Raw genomic sequence first — 18,958 nt, 5'->3', positions numbered from 1 at the left:
CCGGTAAGTCATGAACTTAGGGCTCTCTTAAGGCATGACGGAGATAATACATGACCAAGTTATCACTTGGGTAAACGTTTAACAAGCAGAGTACGAAGATTTTATACCACAGGAAAAAATCGCGAACCTGGAGGAGAAAATGCGGGTGATGCGTTTGCCCTGTGTTTCCAGCGGAGCGCCGCAACATTTGGTCAAAGCTTCATAGGAAGCAGGATGTAGAACGTTGTTCCTTCCCCGGGCGTGGAGGCCACTTTCAGGGTGCCGCCGTGCAGGCTCACGATCTGTTTGGAGAGGCTCAGACCGATACCGCTGCCTTCTTTTTTGGTGGAGAAAAAGGGCACAAAGATCTCCTGCAGTTCCTTTTCGGGAATGCCCTTGCCGTTGTCGGCCACTTCCAGCCGCAGGTGGTTGTCGACGCGGAAGGCACGCAGGTCGATGCGTTTGGACGGACGGTTCTCCAGCGCGTGCGTACTGTTGGTCACCAGGTTGATAAACACCTGTTCCAGCAAGGTGGCGTCGAACGAAGCTTGCAGCGTTTCAGGCACAACGGAAAGGCTAAGCCCGATGTCCTGGCGGACAAGATTGGGCTTCATCAGTTTTTCGATGGTTTGCAGAAATTCACTAACACTCACGGTGGCCATCACCGGTTTGGGTACGCGCGTGAGCTGGCGGTAGTTTTCCACAAAGTCGAGCAACCCATCGCTGCGTTTGTGAATGGTGGCGAGCGAGAACAGGATGTCGTCCAGCGTTTCCGGGGTGATGTGGTCGGCGGGTTTTGGCTGGCCGTTCCTGTCCGTCAGCAGGCTTTGCATGGTTTCGGTGAGCGAGGCGATGGGGGTGACGGAGTTCATGATCTCGTGGGTAAGGATGCGGATCAGCTTGTGCCACGCCTCGATCTCCTTCTGTTCGATCTCTGAATTGATATCCTGTAGCGTGATGAGTTTCATCGGCGTGTTGAGGATCACCAGCGTGCTCACATCCACGGCCAGCAATTTGTTCTCTGCCGCCGTGCGCACCTCCACCAGTTTCCTTCCCGCGTCGCCCAGGGATTCTATGTCGTTGATCAGTTTGGGGTGAAGCATGCCGATGGCCTTCCAATGCTTGAGTCCGCTCAACCCCAGCAGGCGTTCTGCCGTGGGATTGACGAGCGTCACCTCGTCGTGCTCCAGCGAGATGATGCCCACCTTCAGCTGGGCCACCAGCAATTGCAGGAAGTGATACTGCGCTTCTTTCTCGATCTTCACCTGTTTGTAGGCATCGACGATCTCCGCCATGCTCTGCTGCAGTTCCCGGAACGACCCCCCCAGCGGACCCTGCTTGAAGGTGACCGAGAAATCGGCGTGCTTGATGGCCAGGAAGAAACGCGACAACTCACGGTTGGTATGATTCACATAGCGGATCAGCTCCGCGACTTGCCCCACCAGCAACAGGAACAGGATGATCTGGTTGAAGAACAACCGCGAATCGCCAAAGATCCAGGACAACAAAAGCACGTTGCCCATCAGCAGTGCGATGCGAAGAATGATGAGGAACGTAAAGCGCTTATAGATCATTGGATGCCGTGTTTTTTCATCCTGCGGTATAAGGCAGTGCGCGTCATGCCCAGCGTTTTCGCGGTGTTGCTCACATGGCCGTCGTGGTCCTGCAGCGATTGCTGGATGAATTGTTTTTCCATTTCATCCAACGTCAGGGGCAGGTGATCTTTTTTGGGCGAATAGCCGGCGTTGTTAATGAGCAACTCGGCCGAGTGGATCACTTTCTCTTCGTTCAGGATCACGGCGCGCTCCACAGCGTGTTGCAGCTCGCGGATGTTGCCCGGCCAATGATACTTTTTCAATTTGGCGAGTACGGCCTTGTCCACTTTGATGTCGGGGCGCTTGTACTTTTGTCCATAGCGCTGCAGAAAATGGTCCAGTAGCGAGGGTATGTCTTCCGACCGTTCGCGGAGCGGAGGCACGCGCACTTCGACGGTGTTGATGCGGTAGAGGAGGTCCTGGCGGAATTTCTTTTCATACACCATTTCGTGCAAGGGCATGTTGGTGGCGCAAAGCAACCGGAAATCCACCGGGGTTTCCTTCCCGGAGCCCACACGTTGTACTTTGCGGTGCTGGAGCACCGTGAGCAGCTTGGCCTGCAGGGGCAGGGACAGATTGCCGATCTCGTCCAAAAAAATAGTGCCGCCGGAGGCGATCTCAAAACGACCGGGCTTGTCCTGCTTGGCATCGGTGAAGGCACCCTTGACATAGCCGAACAATTCACTTTCGAATAGCGTCTCTGTAATGGCGCCGAGGTCCACGCTGATAAACACCTGGTCTCTGCGAGCCGACCGCCGATGAATGGCGCGGGCCACCAATTCTTTTCCCGTGCCGTTTTCGCCCAATATCAACACATCAGCGTCAGTGCCGGCCACGCGGTCGATCATCTCGCGCACACGCCCAATGGCGGGGGAGTCGCCAATGAAATCCACATAGGCATGATCTATATCGTCGCTCAATTTCTCTTGCGCCGATTTCAGTTTCTCCACTTCCTTGCGCGACTGCCGGAGTTGCAGCGCCGAGAGGAGCGTGCCCAGGAGTTTTTGATTCTTCCACGGCTTCAACACAAAATCCACGGCGCCATTTTTCATGGCTTTCACCGCCAGGTCCACTTCGCCATAGGCGGTGATGAGAATGACCACGGCTTGCGGATCGGCTTTCAGGATCTGGTCAAGCCAGTGAAATCCTTCTTCTCCGTCGTTCACCCCTTTTTTGAAATTCATGTCGAGCAGGATCACGTCGAAGTCCTGGTTTTTCATGAGGGAAGGAATTTTTGCGGGGTCTTCTTCGATCTGCACCAGCGAAAATTCCTGTTTCAAAAACATGCGGGCGGTTTCCAGCACGTCGCGGTCATCGTCTACGATCAATATCTTTGCAGCGTTCATCAGGTCAATAAAAGTCGGGTTTAGGATGGCCGGCCCTGCGTGTAATCGCCAGCCCAAACCATCTATTCCGTTGTTTTTTGTTTATAAAGCTACTGGAATTGTATCATATTCAAACGTTTCTTTGTATCGTTTTTGATACAGGTTGTCGGCTTGAAATCGGATAGTGTTTATGTAAATGTTTGATTATTAATGTATTGCAACAATGGCACAACTTTAGTAATGGGTGACGCATTATGATAAAAAACTATCTGATCATCGCCCTTCGAAATTTCCTCCGGAACAAGAACTACACCCTCATCAACGTGCTGGGGTTGAGCATCGGCCTCACCTCGTGCATCGTGATCTTTTTGATGATCACCTATGATCTGAGTTTCGATAAATTTCAGGCGCACTACAACAGCCTTTACCGGATTGTCCAGGATGCAGAAAGCGCATCAGGCATCCAGTCGGAAGCCGCTACGCCTTACCCACTGGCGCAAGCTTTCCGCAATGATTTCCCGGAGATACCGCTGGTCACCCAAATGCACTACCAGGACGAGGTCCTCGTGCGGGTGGGCGATGACAAGCAGATCGTGGAGAATATCCTTTTTGCCGACTCCTTGTTTTTCGAGGTGTTTAGTTTCAAGGTGATCTCCGGAAATCCCAAAGCTGAATTAGGTCAGCCCGGAAAAGTGTTTCTCACCGAGTCGCTGGCCAAGAAGCTGTTGAAGCAGGAAGGCGTGACCACCATCAAGATCGGCAACAAAGTGCAACTGGACGTAGCCGGCATTGTGGCCGATCCTCCCGCCACGTCACACATTCAATTTACCATGGTCGTTTCCATGCCTTCCCTCACGGAGGATTTTCTGGGCGGCCTGCCACTGGATGAGTGGGGAATGACGGCTTCGGGTTTTACCTATATCGTTCTGCCATCAACGATCGACCCCGCTTCGCTGACCCCTCGCTTCGCTGCATTTGTGAAAAAATATATGGCGGGGGAGGACCAATCGATCAAACAGACGTATTCGCTCCAGGCCTTGCAAGACATTCACTTTAGTAAAAAATATACCAAAAACCCCGGGACGTTCTCCAATGCCGAATATACGGACCTGGTGGTGCTGGGCATCCTGGGATTGTTCATCTTGGCCATTGCCTGCATCAACTTCATCAACCTGGCCACGGCGCTGGCGATAAAAAAATCCAAGGAGATCGGCATTCGCAAAACGCTCGGTGCCAAGCGCGGTCAGCTCACCTTGTATTTTTTGGGTGAGACGTTCCTGATCACCTTGTGTGCCGTGCTCATCTCTCTTTGTGCAACGGAGTGGCTGTTGCCGTGGATCAACCGGTTTCTCACCAAGTCGTTGGAGCTGAACATTCTTTCGAACCCCATGCTGGTGTTGTTCTTGCTGGGGTTAATGGTGACGGCCACGCTGTTCTCAGGATTTTATCCGGCGGTGATCCTGTCGGGGTTCAATCCGGCGGCCGTTCTGAAAAATAAGATCTCGGCCCAGGGCAGTTCCGGCGCCACCGTGCGGAAGGTGCTGGTGGTGTTCCAGTTCATGATCGCGCAGGTGCTCATCATCGGCACACTCATCGTGGCCGACCAGATGGAATATTTTAACAGCAAGCCACTGGGCTTCAACAAGGAGGCGATCATCACCATTCCCATCCCGGAGATCACCGCGCAGAACAAGCTGGCCTTGCGGGCACGCCTGGAGGCCAACCCCAACATTCAATATCTATCCTATTCCCTGGGCGCACCGACCTCCAACAATAATTTCAACACGGGATTCTACCTGACGGAGAAAGGCACGGGCGAACGCTACGACGTAGGCCTAAAGCCTGTCGATATACACTACCGCGACACCTATGGCCTCAAGCTGGTGGCCGGACGCTGGTTCACGGAAGCCGAAGAGAAACGTGCTGACTTTAGTTTGCCGGAAGGCGAAGCGGAATTCAAATACATCGTCAACGAGGCCGCGGTTCGGACCTTGGGTTTTCACGATCCGAAAGACATCATCGGAAAATTCATCACCACCGGTGTACGGCGCACGAGCGCGGAAGTGATCGGTGTGGTGGAGGACTTTCATGTGACGTCGCTGCACGACAAGATCAAACCCGTATTGCTCATGAGCATGCCTGAATTTTATTTCACGGCGGGCATGAAGGTGGCGCCCGAACATTTTTCGGAGACCATCAAGTTTATCGAAAAGAATTGGAACGAAGTTTTTCCCGACTACTTCTTCGAATACGAATTCCTCGACCAGGAACTGGCTGCCCTCTACCGGCAGGACGAAAGAACGTTCACCCTCTTCAAGATCTTCGCCGGCATCTCTATCTTTATCGGTTGCCTGGGCCTGTACGGACTCATCTCGTTCATGGCCAACCAGAAACTGAAAGAGGTCGGCATCCGCAAAGTGATGGGCGCATCGGTGACCAGCATCATGATGCTGTTCTCGAAGGAATTCATCAAACTCATCGTGATCGCCTTCGTGATGGCGGCACCGCTGGCCTGGTATGCCATGCACCGGTGGCTGGAGAACTTTGCCTACCGCATCGACATCCGCTGGACGGCATTTCTCATCGCGGTGGGCGCCACGCTGGCGATCGCCCTGCTGACGGTAAGTTATCGCTCGCTGCGGGCAGCGGTGACCAACCCGGCTGAAACCTTGCGCACAGAATAAAAATTTCATCTCAAACGCCTTAACCTCATCATCATATGTTCCAGAATTATTTTAAGACCGCCATCCGCAGCATTGTTCGCGAACGCTACTATGCGCTGATCAAGATCGCCGGGCTCGCCCTGGGGCTGGGCACCAGCCTGGTGTTGTTCCTGTATGTGACCCACCAACTTTCGTACGACACCATGCATCCCGATGTGGATCGCCTGTATCGCGTCAATCAAACCAACATCTGGAATCCCAAGGGAGGCTTTTGGGGGTCCACAGGGCCGGCGGTAGCCAACGCGTTGATCACGGAATACCCCGCGATCGAGTCCGTCCTGCGCATCAACACACCCGGCGGACAGATCGTGCGCTACACCAAACCCAATCGCGACGTGGTGGCCATCAACGAAGAAAGTGTTTTGGCTGCGGACTCCACCTTCTTTTCATTTTTTGCTTTTGAATTAAAAGAAGGCGACCCGCGCACCGCCCTGGAAGGAAAAAATAAAGTGGTGCTTTCCGACAAAGCAGCCAAGAGACTGTTCGGCGACGAACCTGCTCTGGGCAAACTCATTCAGATCGGCGACAAGCGGGAAACCGTGGAGGTTACCGGTGTGACCAAAGAGCAACCCACCAACGTGCATTTCCATTTTGACTATCTCCTGTCCATGCCGACCATAGCGATCATAAAAGACATGGAGTGGAGTTGGATCTTTACCCAGGTGGTCACCTACGTAAAACTCAAACCCGGCACCGACGTTGCCACACTGAACAAAACCCTGAAGACCTTGCCCATGCGCTACGCACCGGCAACCTTTAAGCGGATCGGGATCGACTTCGATGAATTTATAAAAGAGCGCGGTGCGTGGGAGGTGTATCTGCAACCCATGCGCGAGATGCGGCTGTATTCTACGGACACCGGCAACCGCCTGGGCCCCGTGGGCGACATTAAGTATGTGTATGTCTTCAGCATTGTAGCCGCGTTCATCCTTTTGATTGCTGTCGTGAATTTTATAAATCTATCTACCGCCCGTGGCGCCAGCCGGGCAAAAGAAGTGGGCGTGAAGAAGACCCTGGGACTCCACCGGGCTTCGCTTATTGCCCAATTTCAGGTAGAGAACATCCTGGTCACGTTCGTTGCCATGTTGCTGGGGTTGGGTGTGATGGAGTTGCTCCGTCTGGTCATTCAACCGCTCACGGGGCTGGAGATCCCCGTCACGCTGTGGGATAATAAATTGTTCTTTGCCATCATCATCCTGCTGCCGTTGGTGGTCGGCTTCCTGGCAGGACTTTACCCAGCCTTCTATCTCACATCGTTCCGTCCGGCACAGGTGCTCAAGGGCAAGACGATTTCGGGGCTGCGCACGTCCAATCTGCGGAACGTGCTGGTAGTTTTCCAGTTCACCATTTCCATTGCGTTGATGGTGGCTACCATGGTCGTGTTCGATCAACTGAAGTATTTCCAATCGGCGAGCCTGGGCTTCAACCAGGAGAGCATGCTCATCGTGAACAACGGCGAAAAACTGGGGAACCAATTGCAATCTTTCCGCGACGAGCTCGCCACCTATCCCGGTGTCGTGGAAGTGTCGGCCTCCGCCGATTTCCGCAAAGCCTTTGAGGACATTTTTATGCGCGAAGGCAACGACCTGAAGCTGCCCATCGCCTATATGAAAATAGACGAGTACTACATGGCCACAGCCCAACATCAACTGGTCGCCGGCCGGGGCTTCGAACCCAACCGGCCGTCGGACGTAAACGCTGTGATCCTGAACGAGACCGCCGTCAGGCTATACGGCTGGACCCCCGAGCAAGCGATCGGCCAGCACATCATTTACGTTGGCGACGATGTGGGCCGGCAGGAGATCATTGGTGTGGTAAAGGATTTTCATTTCCGGTCGCTCTATGAAACCATCAATCCGTTCATGTTCTTCAACATAAAGTCCAAGATGTTCGGCGACATTCGCACGGTAGCCATCCGGTTTAACACGCCCGACGTGCCCTCGTTGATCGCGAAAATTGAAAAGCGCTGGAATCAGATCGCAGACGCCACACCGTTTGAATACAACTTCCTGGATGAATCCTTGAAAATGCGCTACCAGGAGGAACAGCGCCTCGGTTCCCTGTTCTCCGTCTTTACCGTCCTTTCCATTACCATTGCCATCATCGGGTTGGTGGGGCTGGTGGCCTACTCGGCCGAGCAGCGCAAGAAGGAGATCGGTGTTCGCAAAGTTTTTGGGGCTTCGCTCACCAGCATCTATGTGATGATGAATACACAGTATGTTAAACTGCTGGTGGTGGCGTTGATCATTGCCACCCCACTGTCGTGGTGGGCGATGCAGCAGTGGTTGGATACCTTCCAGTACAGAGTGTCCATCAGCCCCTGGCTATTCGTCTGGGCGGGAGCCGCGGAACTTATCCTGGCCATGGTTTGCGTCGGCTACCTGGCCTTGCGGGCGGCGTCGCTCAATCCGGCCACGGTGTTGAAAGAAGAATAAAGATTTATTGAAGATGATCCATTCTGAACCGGCGGGGCGACCTGCCGGTTATTTTTTTGAATGACCAGCTGAAGGAACTCAGGCTTTCAAAACCTGCTGCCTGGCAGATCTCGGTGATGGGCAGCGTCGAATGTTGTAAAAGCTGCTCGGCGGTTTTCATCCGCAGACGGGTGAGGTATTGAAACGGCGTACAGCCAAAATAAGCACAAAAGTTGCGCAGCAAATGATTGGGGGAAAGCATCGAAGCGCTGCTCAACTCCTCCAGACCGATGGCCTCCGCTTTATAGGCATGCAGATAATCGCGGGCCACGAGCAGACGGCGCGCGATCTCTTGTTTCGTGCTCGTCTTGGCAAAGGGCAGGCTCAGGGCGCGCGATGAGGCGCGGGCTTCGGTTGAGCGCAGGGTATGGAAGAGGAAAAAGAGATCCTCGCGCAGCGAAAGCATGGGTGCGTTTTTCGCGATGGATTGTTTGAGCTGCAGCAGGTTTTGGCGGAGGCTCTCGTCTAATTCGAGGGTGTTCAGGTTGAAGGTGTAGGGAGAAGGAGCGCAGTCCGCTGGATTGTCCAGCAGCCGTTCATCGGAGCGTTGAAAATGTTGGAGCACGTCGGCCACCAGGGAGGCGTCGAAGAAGACAATAAAGGTTTCGGCTTTGAAGGGGCTATTCACCAGCACGCGATATTCCTGGGCGTCGTTGAGGATCAGGAGACGGTTCTCATCGACGGTCAGCCGCCGGTTCTCCACTTCATACAGGGCCTCGCCTTTCAAAGCCACTTTCAGCGAGAGCGGGCCCACACCTTTCCAATCGTGGAAGCGGGCGCTGCTGTTCATGATGATGGAGCTTTCGCGCGTGCTGGCGAACAGCGAGCCTTCCGGGGCGCCCTTCTTTTGGGGATCTTTATGTACGAATGCCAGCACGATTGCGTAATTTAAAGTAAGATACAAAAAGGTGATTTAAAAGAAGTTCTCCGACCCGCATCACCCTAGCTTCGCCAACATAAACCCAAATTTTCTATGATAACCCGACGCAATTTTATCACCGGACTGCCCATCCTCACCCTCGCCGGCAATCCGGCCCTGGCCCAGGACAAACGACCCGACCCGCTCAGCATCGACAAAGTAAAAGAGTTTGTGAGACTGGGTCACGGCGACCTTGTGGGCACCAAACAGATGCTGGAAGAAACACCAGCCGTTTTGCACGCGACCTACGATTGGGGCAACGGCGATTTTGAAACCGCCCTCGGAGGCGCATCCCACATGGGCCGCAAGGATATCGCCGAGTACCTGGTCGGAAAAGGTGCCCGCATGGACATCTTCACCGCCGCCATGATGAACAAGATCGACATCGTGAAAGCCATCTTTGCCGCCTTCCCCGATACCCACCTCTGCAAAGGACCCCACGGCATCACGTTGCTGATGCACGCCCAGAAAGGAGAGGCAGGAGAGGTCCTGGAATTCCTGAAGCTTCGTAACATCACCCAATGACCATGGAAGAAAAAGTATTGACGCTCCTCAAGGCGCGCCGCACCACCGATCTCATCGACGAATTGAAACAACACCCCGCGCTGGTCGATACCCGCGACCCACAAGGTGTATCCCTTTTGTCACTGAGTTTTTACTATGGGAACACCGAACTGAGCGACTACCTGCTGGCCCACAAAGCCAACCTCGACATCTTCGAAGCCAGCGCCGCAGGGCGCCTCGACAAGGTCAAAGCCTTCGTCACCGAACATGGCGACCAACTCAACGCCTTCTCTGCCGATGGCTTCACACCGTTGGGGTTAGCCTGCTTCTTTGCGCGAACCCCCGTGGCAGCGTACCTGCTGGACGCCGGCGCAGACCCCAGCCTGGCTTCACGCAACGCCTTCCACGTGGCCCCGCTCCACTCGGCGGCTGCCGCACGCGCCACCGACATCGTGCGCCTCTTGCTGGAACATCATGCCGATGTGCAGGCCACCCAGCAAGGCAACAACACCGCGCTGCACTCCGCCGCCCATCATGGCGAGCTAGAGATGACCCGGCTGCTCCTCCGCTATGGCGCCAACCCGAAAGCAAAGACCGACCAGGGTCAAACGCCCTATGACATGGCCATCGAAAAGGGATTCACGGAAGTGGCTGCGTTGCTATAAGGGGGGCCGCGGGGGGTTACAGCCCCAGCTGAACCTTGAAGTATTCCAGGGTGAAAGGCTTGTGGATAACGGCGTCGAACCCGGCGGCCTTCAGTTCGGTCACCTGCTGGTTGTCGACATAGTTGGTGAGCACAAAGGCCTTGAAAGGGTGGGTCACAAAGGTGCGCAACTGCTGCAGCACGTGGTGGGCCAGTACGGTAGTCGTGAGGTAGTAATCGATGATGACCACGTCGAATGTATTTGCCCGGGCCCAGTCCAGCGCCTCCTGGGGAACGGTGAAACCCTCTGCTTCGAACTCCAGTCGCACTAATTTTTTTACTACGAACAAATCGAACTTCTCATCGTCGAGGATCAGTACCTTCATTGGCGTCAGCCTTTAGTATATCAAAAGTATCTTTCCGCAGGAGAAACTACAAGCAGAATGAAAAAACTTTGCCGCTCCCGGGGGAGAAATCCAGGAGGGTGCCAAGGTGTTTTTCATAACGTATCGTGTTCTTTTTCTTTACTATATGATTCCCTAGCTATAGTAAGAATGTAAGCTGGTGGGACGGGTAAGGTTAAGGTTAGATGAGCATCGGGGAGCGCTTCGCGAAGGGGTACACAGCATGTTTTTTCAGAGACAAAAGGGGCTCATCACGTGGGGCGATGGGGGTGATTTTCATAGGGAAAATGCACGTCGCGAAGGGTGTAAAAGAGGATGAGAAAAAGATGAAAATTGTAAGTGTGATTCAAAATATAGTATATTCACAGCAAAGTGTGAACCATAACATTTTAAGTAATTATTAATTAACTCTAAAATTCAAAAACGCTATGGCAAAAACAGCGAAAAAAGCAGCTAAGAAAGCTGCGAAGAAGACCGCTAAAAAGGCGGCAAAGAAAGCAGCTCCCAAGAAGGCAGCAAAGAAGGCCGCTCCTAAAAAAGCAGCCAAGAAAGCTCCTAAGAAAGCCGCCAAAAGAAAACCCAACGCAGCCTTCATGGTTCCTCTGACTCCCAGCGCAGCCCTTGCTGAAGTGATCGGCACCAAAGCCATCCCCAGAACAGAGATCATCAAAAAGATCTGGGACTACATCAAGAAGAACAACCTTCAAGACAAGAAGAACAGAAGAATGATCAACGGCGACGTGAAGCTGAAAGCCATTTTCGGTGGCAAAGATCAAATCTCCATGTTCGAATTGGCTAAAGTCGTGAACAAACACGTGAAGTAATTCAGACAGGACAGACGCGTGCTTGGCAGTTGCTGAGCATACAAAGCCTAAAAGAAGCACCATGGTTCATAGCCGTGGTGCTTTTTGTTTTTGGGGAGAACTTAGGAGCCAGGAGTTAGTAGCCAGTATTCAGTAGCCAGTAGTCAACTAATCAGGGATCAGTATTTTAGTAATCAGTAATTCATCGACGGAGTAGTTTTTAAGGGCGCTTGGCTTCGGGGGCGTAGTAGGTGGGGTGAGATGGGTTGGGGTGTTCTTAGTTGTCCTGGTAGGGCTTGGGTGGATTGAAGGTTTGGTAGCGGATGAAGGCGGCCTTTTTTGTGGTGTCGCGGAATATAATTTTTGCCCTCCCTTTCTTGTCATAAGTGGTGACAGTGAGGCCGAAATGTAATTCGACCTCGGCGAAGGGCCTTAGGCTGTCGCCACTGATTTTTAGGAAGACGGTTGAACAGCCCCCATAGACCTGGAGGGCGTCGATACAATTCAGTTTTTTGTTGTAGAGCATATTGGGGTAGTCCAGAGAATTTTTCATGGACACGAGTTTGTCGTCGCGCACATCATAGATGAAAAGCCGCCTCATTTCGTTGGACCCCGGCCTTGCCGCCACATTGGCGACATACGTGATATCGTTCAGCTTGTCATTATTGAAGTCCGTAAACTGCGGCTCGCAACCCCTAATCCCATCCTTCTCAAACCGAAACTCATTTTTTAATTTCCACCGGGAATGCTGTTTTGAATAAAACTTAATGATCACATACATGCTATCAATAGCCCTGTATTTTGAAATCTCAACCTTATTGAACGACTTCCTCCCAACATTCAAACTGTCCACATAAAATTCCTCCAACAGGGGTTCAGCCCTCAACGTGTCGATCTGGACCGTGTCGAACACCGGAACTATTGGCTGCATTGCTGCGGCAACACTATCAACAGAATTTACATCAACGTTTTTCTCCGACCGATTTTGACAGGAAAGGAGTAACCCCAACACCCAGAAATATTGCCTCATACCCATAACATTCTATTCCGATAAATCTACACCAAACCACCGAACACCCAAAATAGTGATTGCCAGCCACTGAACTACTGACTGCTAAATACTGGCTACTGAATACTGGCTACTGAATGCCGAGAAAAAGATTCTGGCTCCTGGCTCCTGGCTTCTGGCTCCTGATCCCTCATCGCTCAAACAACTCCAACAACTCCTTCTTCTTACTCGGCGACACCTCCAACTCCCGCTTATCCTTCATCGTCACAAACCCTCCCTTGCCCTTCGAGTATCGAATCACATGGTGTGGGTGGATCAGATGCGATCGGTGAATGCGTAGGAAGCCATGTTCCCCCAGCACCTCTTCAAAATATTTCAACGTGCGGCAAATGAGCAGGGGAGTGCCCGTCTCGAAATGAAAGCGGGTAAAATTATCTACAGCCTCGCAGTACAAGATCGTGTTGATCGCCACGATCTCGAACCCTTCTAGCGTCGGCAACATGATCTTTTGAGGTGACGGTGCACGCAAATTGTCCAGCAACACCTGCGCGTGGTGTTTATAGTTTTCCGCGGCGCGTTCCTCTTTTATTTTGGTCACGGCCTTGATGAGCTCGTCGATGTCGATGGGTTTCAGCAGGTAATAGGCAGCGCTCAGGTTCAGGGCCTGGATGGCGTAAGTGTCGAAGGCGGTGACAAACACCGTCTCGAAATCTACTTGTCCAACCTTGTCCAGCAGATCGAATCCGTTGCCATAGGGCATTTCGATGTCGAGAAAAACAATGTCGGGGTGGTGAGCTTCGATGGCCTCCAGCCCGGTGGATACGGACTCGCCAAACCCACAGACCTGGACTTCGGGACAATATTTGGCCAGGTAGTTCGCCAGGATCTGGCGGCTGTCTTTTTCGTCGTCAACGATCACGGCTTTCATAGGCTACCGGTATGGTTTTTCATAGGTAAATAAACACGCACCTCCGTGCCCGACCCTTCCGGCAGGTCGTCGATGGCAACGCGGTAGTGCGTCTTGTACACTTTGTTGAGGATGTCCAGACGCTCACGGATATTTTTCAAGCCGGTGGACCGGTGTTTTTTCTGTTGTGCCGTCTTCAAGGCGGCCGATCGTTTGCGGCCGATGCCATTGTCTTTGATCTCTACCACCAACTGGCCGTTGTCCTTGATGAACCGGAGCGACAAGTGCCCCTTCTCCTCCCGGTACCTCAACCCATGCCAGACGGCATTCTCGATGTAAGGCTGGATTAGCATGGGAGGGACCTCCATCGCCTCGGTGTTCAGCGACGCATCGACGTCGATGGTGTAGTCGAATTTGTCACGGAAGCGATAGTGCTCGAGTTTCAGGTACAGCGAGAGAATATCCTGTTCCTGTTGCAGGGGGATAAAATCTTCCTGTGAATTTTCGAGCACCAGCCGCATCAGTTGCGAGAACTCGGAAAGAAATTTATTGGCGGCCCGCTCATCCTGCTGGGCAATAAAATGGTTGACGGAGTTGAGCGCATTGAAAATAAAATGCGGGTTCATCTGGCTGCGCAGCGACTTCAGGGCCAGCAACTGGTTGGCGACTTTGCTGGCCTGCGCATTTTTATAGGTGAAATAGGAGGTGGTGCCGATCACCAGCAACAAGGCCAGCAGTCCATAGATGATGATCCGCTGGCGTGCAACCGTGGCCAGCTCCAGGCTTTCTTCCTGTTTGCCGAGCGACACATTTTTGGAGAGCTCGGTGATGTCCTTTTGAATGTTGAGGATGCGGGCCTGTTGGAGGCGTTGTAATTCATTGAGGGAGTCAGCCTGGTTGACATGGAAACTGAATTTATGATACGCGTCCAACGCTTTCGATGTCATGCCGTTCTTTTCATACAAGTTGGCCAGCGTTTGATAAGCGTACATCTGCTCCTTGGGATTGTGGAGAGTGTCGGCCATGCGCGTGGCCTCTTCGATGGCTCTCAGGGCAGCGCGGGGCTCACCCTTGGCGTCGAGGGTTTTCCCGATCTCGACTTTGTCCTTGGTAACTTCAGAAAAGTTATTGGATTCCAGGTTATATTCAATAGACTTATTGCGCAGGTCGATCTCATCGTCATACCGGTTTTGAGAGCGAAACACACCGGCGATCTCTTCTTTGGTCTTTTGCAACGACTGATCTTCCTCGGGGCTTACGTCTTTGGTTTGCCGCAAGGTGTTCACGGAGTTATCGAAAAGGGCTTTGCTTTTGTCCAGGTCGTTGAGGCGTGCATAGATCTTGGCTTCCTGGTTGTTGGCCTGGTTGGAAAAGCTGTTACTGCTGGCGATCTTCTTGGGTGAGAGGTCGATTTCTTTCAGGGCGTCCAACGCTTCCTGGTAGCGCTCCATCTGGTAATACACTTCCGACAAGCTCAACTGCAAGGTTGCCTTTTGATTGGCATTCTTTGATAACTGCAAGGCCTCTTCAAAGTACTGCAAGGCTTCGGAATATTGCCCGAGCTTGAGGGCCGTGTTGCCCATGCCTTGTACGGCGCGCACATATTCGTCTGAGTATCCTCCCTTTGGGTTAAGGAACTTCTCCCGGGCATGCCCGTAGTTGTCCAGGGCCAGCTTCCATTCCTGCAGGCCTTCATTGATCTCACCCAACAACAGGTAGCAGCGTCCTTCGTTGAACGACTCGCCGTTGGCCAGGCTGAGCCCAAGCGCTTCCTGAACTTTGCTGAGGGCGCCTTGCGGGTCTTTGTCCTTCAATCCACTCGCTTCATTCAACAACACCGTCACCGACTGGCGCGAGGAATTGCTCTTGAATTTTGAGTAGGAGTCCTTTTTGGAGGCCTGACCATAACCGGTCGTCCAGAGCAAGATCCCCAGGAAACAGAACGCGATAACGATTCGATGGCGCATGCAGTGAGCTTTGAACGGGAAAGTTAATACAATATTTAAAATGCAAATTTTCAGGAGACCAACCTAAATCAAGGTTTCACGAAGCCGGTCGGGCGGTTCACCCGGCGGGGTGTCGCCTTCCCTCAGTTTCGATACCCTTTCCTCTTTTTTCGCGTGAGATTTAGAAAAAACATTAGCCATGAAACACCTGAACACCGCTGCCGGCATGCTTTTGAAAGGCATCGTTTTCACCGCCGCCCTGTGCCTCTACACCGAATGCCAACCGGCCCATTCGGAGGCCAACCCTGCCGCCACGACGGTCGCCGTAAAAAATCAAAGGATCAAGCTGGCCTTGCTGCTGGACACCAGCAACAGCATGGACGGCCTCATCGAACAAGCCAAATCGCAGCTGTGGAAGATCGTGAACGAGCTGGCCGCCGCGAAATGCACCGACGGTGCTTCACCCGAGATCTCCATCGCGCTCTATGAATACGGCAACGACGGGCTGCCATCCGGCAACGGCTACATCCGCCAGGTGAGTCCGCTCACGGGCGACCTCGATGTTCTTTCCGAAAAATTGTTTGCCCTCACCACCAACGGGGGCCAGGAATATTGCGGACACGTGATCCGTACCGCCCTCGAACAACTGCAATGGTCAGGAGAGAAAAACGACCTCAAAATGATTTTCATCGCCGGCAACGAGCCCTTTTCGCAAGGAAGCGTGTCCTATGAATGGGCCTGTCAATACGCCAAAGAAAAAGACGTGGTGGTGAACACGATTTTCTGTGGAAGTTTCGACGAAGGAATTGAGACCAGTTGGAAGCGCGGGGCCGACCTGGGAGGAGGCGCCTATATGAGCATTGAGCAAAATCGCAAGACCGTCTACATCGCGACGCCCTATGATGACCAGATCAGTGCCAAGAACGACGCGTTAAATGCTACCTATGTATACTATGGCGCGTCCGGCGCATACAAGAAAGATCAGCAGCGGGTGCAGGACAGTAACGCTGCACAGTACGGCAAGGCGAATGAAGTGGAGCGCACGCTTTCAAAAAGCTCCAAGGTCTATTCCAATTCAAGTTGGGATCTGATCGATGCCTCCAAGGATAACGCCAAGATCATCACCGACACCAAGACCGACGACCTGCCCCAGGAAATGCGTTCCATGACCGTCGAGCAACGCAAGAACTACGTTGCACAAAAAGCCGCCGACCGGGCCCGCATACAGGCCGAGCTGCAAACGCTCCAAAAAGAACGCCGCAAATACATCGAAACCCACACCAGCGCCGCCGACAAGACCGCTTCCCTGGATGCCACCATGATCAAGTCCCTGAAAGAATACGGCCAGGCAAAAAATCTAAGCTGGAAATAACAGCTGGGGCATCCTCAGCTGGGGCATCCTCAACCAAGATCAACCCTGGAAACCAAAACCGATAGCACATGAAACCTTACCTATTCACAAGTCTGCTCATGGTGATTTCGATCGCCACCGCGAACGCGCAATACAACAAAGCCAACCTGAAACTGGAACCGGCCACGGCCGCCAAAAAGTATGCCTATGGAAATCTACAGGTCTATCCGGTGCGGGCAAATGCCGCCTTCAAAGAACAACATAAGCATGTCGGAAAATATGTTACGCTCAAGGACGGCCTGCAAAAAAATAAAGCAAAGATCACGGAGCGCGATGGGGGAGAAGTGAACACACTCTACATCGAAAACATATCCTCCGATACCATCATGGTGCTTTCTGGCGAAGTGGTCCAAGGCGGAAAACAAGATCGTGTCATCGCCCAGGATTTTCTTTTATATCCCAAAACCAAGAAGGATATTTCTGTCTTCTGTGTAGAGCCCGGCCGTTGGCAGCCGCAAAAAGTCGGAGGCGATGGCATGACGTTCACGTCCTATTCTTCCTACTCAACCAATGAGGTACGCAAGGCTGCCATCGTGGAAAAGGACCAGCAAAAGGTTTGGGACAAGGTAGCCGAAACCACATCGAAAAATGACGCCACCACCAGCACCGGTACCCTCACCGCTTTGAAGAATTCCGGATCGTTCACGACCGGCCTGAAAAAATACACCGACTATTTCAAATCGTTTTTTGCCAGCGAACCCGATGTGATCGGCATGGTCGTGGTCTCAGGCGATGCCATCCTGGGGTGTGATATGTTTGCCACACACGAAATGTTCATGGCCCACTATCCCGACCTCGTCAACGCCTACGCCACCCAGGCCATCACCACGGGCAAACCCGTGACCGTGTCCTATGGAAACGTGCAACATTACCTCGACACGCTCATCACCGACGAACGGAAACAGGAAAGCGAAGTGAAAAAGAAAGGATCGCTTCTCAAGGAGGGCGACAAAAAGCTGCACTTCTCTACCTTCTGATAAAAAGACCCTGGCCTGAACGTTGGGTGAGGATGCTCTATGGCATTTGAGCAATCCTTTCTATCTTGAAGGTATAATCAACAGGTCTCTTGAAAGTACGCTACCAGGTCCTCTTGCTCCTCGTCCTCCTGTCGGTCATCACCTACCTGGACCGCGTGTGCATGAACGTGGTGGCCAAATACGTGAAAGCCGACCTCGGGCTGGACAATCAACAACTTGGCTACATCCTGGCGGCGTTCTCTTTGTCCTATGCCTTGTTTGAAATTCCGACGGGAGCGTTGGGCGACCGCATTGGGGCGCGGAGAGTGCTCACGCGCGTGGTCGTCTGGTGGTCGGTGTTCACAGTACTTACGGGTTCGGCTTTCAGCTTTATTATTTTGCTGGCGATCCGTTTCCTCTTCGGGGCAGGCGAGGCGGGCGCATACCCCAATGCATCCATCGCTATCGCGCATTGGTTCCCTCGCACCGAGACCGCCCGCGCGCAGTCGGCCATTTGGGCGGCAGGTCGCATAGGCGGGGCGTTAACACCCCTGATTGTCGTGCCGCTGGTTCATGCTTTTGGATGGCGACTGGCTTTCGGGGTATTGGGTATCCTGGGTTTTGTTTGGGCCGCTGTCTGGTTCACCTGGTTTCGCGACGAGCCTCGTCAAAAACCTGCCGTCACCGAACACGAGCTCGCTGAAATTGAATTGGGTCGAAAACTCGGCAGTGCCAGGCATGGAATTCCCTGGAAGGCCATCACCCGGAATACAAACCTGTGGACCCTCATGCTCATGTGTCATTTGTTTTTCTATGGATCCTATTTTTTCACCAACTGGTCGTCCACCTATTTCCAGGAAGGGTTGGGCATGACGGAAGATGAATCCAAAAATTTCGTTTCGCTTTCTTATTTTCTGGGCGCGATCGGCTGCCTGAGCGGAGGCTTTCTCAGCGACTGGCTTGCGCAGAAATTTGGTCTGAAACCGGGGCGCAGGGTCGTGGCCGTAGTGGGTTTAGGATTGTCGGCCCTCCTGTTCCTGGGGGCTGGCGTGTTGCATAGCAAAACGTCGTCGGGCTACCTGTTGGCCCTTTCCGTGCTCACAAAAGATTTGGCGTTGCCCGTGGCCTTTGCCGTGTGTGTGGACATCGGGCGGCAAAACTCGGGCGTTGTGGTGGGAGCTATGAATTTCGCGGGGCAATTGGGTGGCTTCTTCATCACCCTCATCTTTGGCATCCTCGTGCAACAAACCGGTAACTTCAGCTACCCGCTGTTTCTCATTGCCGGGTGTTTGCTCGTGAGCGCAGCGTTGTGGTTCAGGATCGACCCAACAAAGCCCGTCGTCCTCGACGAGTAACGGTA

15 protein-coding genes are annotated in these 18,958 nt (G+C 53.0%); 8 read left to right on the top strand and 7 right to left on the bottom strand.

Going from position 1 to position 18,958, the window contains the following annotated elements:
* Positions 1 to 191: 191 nt before the first annotated feature.
* Positions 192 to 1,553 carry a sensor histidine kinase gene (locus tag BUB30_RS05505; protein ID WP_073131793.1) on the bottom strand — a complete coding sequence of 454 codons (1,362 nt, stop codon included), beginning with the start codon at positions 1,551 to 1,553 and terminating at the stop codon, positions 192 to 194.
* On the bottom strand, positions 1,550 to 2,920 hold the full coding sequence (locus tag BUB30_RS05500; protein WP_073131791.1) for a sigma-54-dependent transcriptional regulator: 1,371 nt from the start codon (positions 2,918 to 2,920) through the stop codon (positions 1,550 to 1,552). The genes BUB30_RS05505 and BUB30_RS05500 overlap by 4 nt, the downstream gene beginning before the upstream one ends.
* A 233-nt stretch (positions 2,921 to 3,153) precedes the next feature.
* On the opposite strand from BUB30_RS05500, the gene BUB30_RS05495 reads away from it, so the two are divergent.
* Entirely contained in the window at positions 3,154 to 5,583 is a 2,430-nt protein-coding gene (locus BUB30_RS05495; RefSeq protein ID WP_073131789.1) for an ABC transporter permease, read from the top strand.
* Between the two features lie 35 nt (positions 5,584 to 5,618).
* Positions 5,619 to 8,057: an ABC transporter permease gene (locus tag BUB30_RS05490; protein ID WP_073131788.1), complete on the top strand. Its 2,439-nt coding sequence runs from the start codon at positions 5,619 to 5,621 to the stop codon at positions 8,055 to 8,057.
* Positions 8,058 to 8,061: 4 nt separating this feature from the next.
* Here BUB30_RS05490 and BUB30_RS05485 read toward each other — a convergent pair whose 3' ends face one another.
* Complete coding sequence (locus tag BUB30_RS05485; protein WP_073131787.1) at positions 8,062 to 8,973, bottom strand: helix-turn-helix domain-containing protein; 912 nt, start codon at positions 8,971 to 8,973, stop codon at positions 8,062 to 8,064.
* A 96-nt stretch (positions 8,974 to 9,069) separates the two neighbouring features.
* Here BUB30_RS05485 and BUB30_RS05480 point away from each other — a divergent pair, with 96 nt between their 5' ends.
* Together BUB30_RS05480 and BUB30_RS05475 are read left to right on the top strand one after the other, a co-directional pair.
* Positions 9,070 to 9,540, top strand: coding sequence for a hypothetical protein (locus BUB30_RS05480; RefSeq protein ID WP_221408664.1), 471 nt, complete (start codon positions 9,070 to 9,072; stop codon positions 9,538 to 9,540).
* Between the two features lie 2 nt (positions 9,541 to 9,542).
* A complete protein-coding gene (locus BUB30_RS05475) occupies positions 9,543 to 10,184 on the top strand; it encodes an ankyrin repeat domain-containing protein (RefSeq protein WP_221408663.1) in 642 nt (213 codons plus the stop codon).
* A gap of 16 nt (positions 10,185 to 10,200) precedes the next feature.
* On the opposite strand, the gene BUB30_RS05470 is transcribed toward BUB30_RS05475, so the two are convergent.
* Positions 10,201 to 10,548 carry a response regulator gene (locus tag BUB30_RS05470; protein ID WP_073131784.1) on the bottom strand — a complete coding sequence of 116 codons (348 nt, stop codon included), beginning with the start codon at positions 10,546 to 10,548 and terminating at the stop codon, positions 10,201 to 10,203.
* A gap of 446 nt (positions 10,549 to 10,994) precedes the next feature.
* Between BUB30_RS05470 and BUB30_RS05465 the strand changes: the two genes are divergently transcribed.
* On the top strand, positions 10,995 to 11,390 hold the full coding sequence (locus BUB30_RS05465; protein ID WP_073131783.1) for an SWIB/MDM2 domain-containing protein: 396 nt from the start codon (positions 10,995 to 10,997) through the stop codon (positions 11,388 to 11,390).
* Positions 11,391 to 11,646: 256 nt separating this feature from the next.
* Here the strand turns inward: BUB30_RS05465 and BUB30_RS05460 are convergent, their stop codons facing one another.
* The 3 genes from BUB30_RS05460 to BUB30_RS05450 form a co-directional block, all read right to left on the bottom strand.
* Positions 11,647 to 12,300, bottom strand: a complete 654-nt coding sequence (locus BUB30_RS05460) for a hypothetical protein (protein WP_143164774.1) — start codon at positions 12,298 to 12,300, stop codon at positions 11,647 to 11,649.
* Positions 12,301 to 12,568: 268 nt separating this feature from the next.
* Positions 12,569 to 13,306 carry a LytR/AlgR family response regulator transcription factor gene (locus tag BUB30_RS05455; protein ID WP_073131779.1) on the bottom strand — a complete coding sequence of 246 codons (738 nt, stop codon included), beginning with the start codon at positions 13,304 to 13,306 and terminating at the stop codon, positions 12,569 to 12,571.
* A complete protein-coding gene (locus tag BUB30_RS05450; RefSeq protein ID WP_073131778.1) occupies positions 13,303 to 15,252 on the bottom strand; it encodes a histidine kinase in 1,950 nt (649 codons plus the stop codon). The genes BUB30_RS05455 and BUB30_RS05450 overlap by 4 nt, the downstream gene beginning before the upstream one ends.
* Positions 15,253 to 15,430: 178 nt before the next feature.
* Between BUB30_RS05450 and BUB30_RS05445 the strand changes: the two genes are divergently transcribed.
* The 3 genes from BUB30_RS05445 (at position 15,431) to BUB30_RS05435 (ending at position 18,953) form a co-directional block, all read left to right on the top strand.
* Positions 15,431 to 16,603 carry a vWA domain-containing protein gene (locus BUB30_RS05445; protein WP_073131776.1) on the top strand — a complete coding sequence of 391 codons (1,173 nt, stop codon included), beginning with the start codon at positions 15,431 to 15,433 and terminating at the stop codon, positions 16,601 to 16,603.
* Positions 16,604 to 16,671: 68 nt separating this feature from the next.
* On the top strand, positions 16,672 to 17,619 hold the full coding sequence (locus BUB30_RS05440) for an ARPP-1 family domain-containing protein (protein ID WP_143164773.1): 948 nt from the start codon (positions 16,672 to 16,674) through the stop codon (positions 17,617 to 17,619).
* 89 nt (positions 17,620 to 17,708) lie between these two features.
* Positions 17,709 to 18,953, top strand: a complete 1,245-nt coding sequence (locus tag BUB30_RS05435; protein ID WP_073131773.1) for an MFS transporter — start codon at positions 17,709 to 17,711, stop codon at positions 18,951 to 18,953.
* Positions 18,954 to 18,958 lie beyond the last annotated feature (5 nt).

Origin of the sequence: Chryseolinea serpens, assembly GCF_900129725.1 — a bacterium.
Classification (GTDB): Bacteria; Bacteroidota; Bacteroidia; order Cytophagales; family Cyclobacteriaceae; genus Chryseolinea; species Chryseolinea serpens.
This window is presented reverse-complemented; position numbering and strand designations above follow the sequence as displayed.

Bases quoted from the DNA above. Each gene is read 5' to 3' on its own strand.
- BUB30_RS05450 (WP_073131778.1), bottom strand. From the start codon at position 15,252: ATGCGCCATCGAATCGTTATCGCGTTCTGTTTCCTGGGGATCTTGCTC.
- BUB30_RS05445 (WP_073131776.1), top strand. From the start codon at position 15,431: ATGAAACACCTGAACACCGCTGCCGGCATGCTTTTGAAAGGCATCGTT.
- BUB30_RS05465 (WP_073131783.1), top strand. From the start codon at position 10,995: ATGGCAAAAACAGCGAAAAAAGCAGCTAAGAAAGCTGCGAAGAAGACC.
- BUB30_RS05500 (WP_073131791.1), bottom strand. From the start codon at position 2,920: ATGAACGCTGCAAAGATATTGATCGTAGACGATGACCGCGACGTGCTG.
- BUB30_RS05440 (WP_143164773.1), top strand. From the start codon at position 16,672: ATGAAACCTTACCTATTCACAAGTCTGCTCATGGTGATTTCGATCGCC.
- BUB30_RS05505 (WP_073131793.1), bottom strand. From the start codon at position 1,553: ATGATCTATAAGCGCTTTACGTTCCTCATCATTCTTCGCATCGCACTG.
- BUB30_RS05460 (WP_143164774.1), bottom strand. From the start codon at position 12,300: ATGCAGCCAATAGTTCCGGTGTTCGACACGGTCCAGATCGACACGTTG.
- BUB30_RS05495 (WP_073131789.1), top strand. From the start codon at position 3,154: ATGATAAAAAACTATCTGATCATCGCCCTTCGAAATTTCCTCCGGAAC.
- BUB30_RS05455 (WP_073131779.1), bottom strand. From the start codon at position 13,306: ATGAAAGCCGTGATCGTTGACGACGAAAAAGACAGCCGCCAGATCCTG.
- BUB30_RS05470 (WP_073131784.1), bottom strand. From the start codon at position 10,548: ATGAAGGTACTGATCCTCGACGATGAGAAGTTCGATTTGTTCGTAGTA.
- BUB30_RS05490 (WP_073131788.1), top strand. From the start codon at position 5,619: ATGTTCCAGAATTATTTTAAGACCGCCATCCGCAGCATTGTTCGCGAA.
- BUB30_RS05480 (WP_221408664.1), top strand. From the start codon at position 9,070: ATGATAACCCGACGCAATTTTATCACCGGACTGCCCATCCTCACCCTC.
- BUB30_RS05475 (WP_221408663.1), top strand. From the start codon at position 9,543: ATGGAAGAAAAAGTATTGACGCTCCTCAAGGCGCGCCGCACCACCGAT.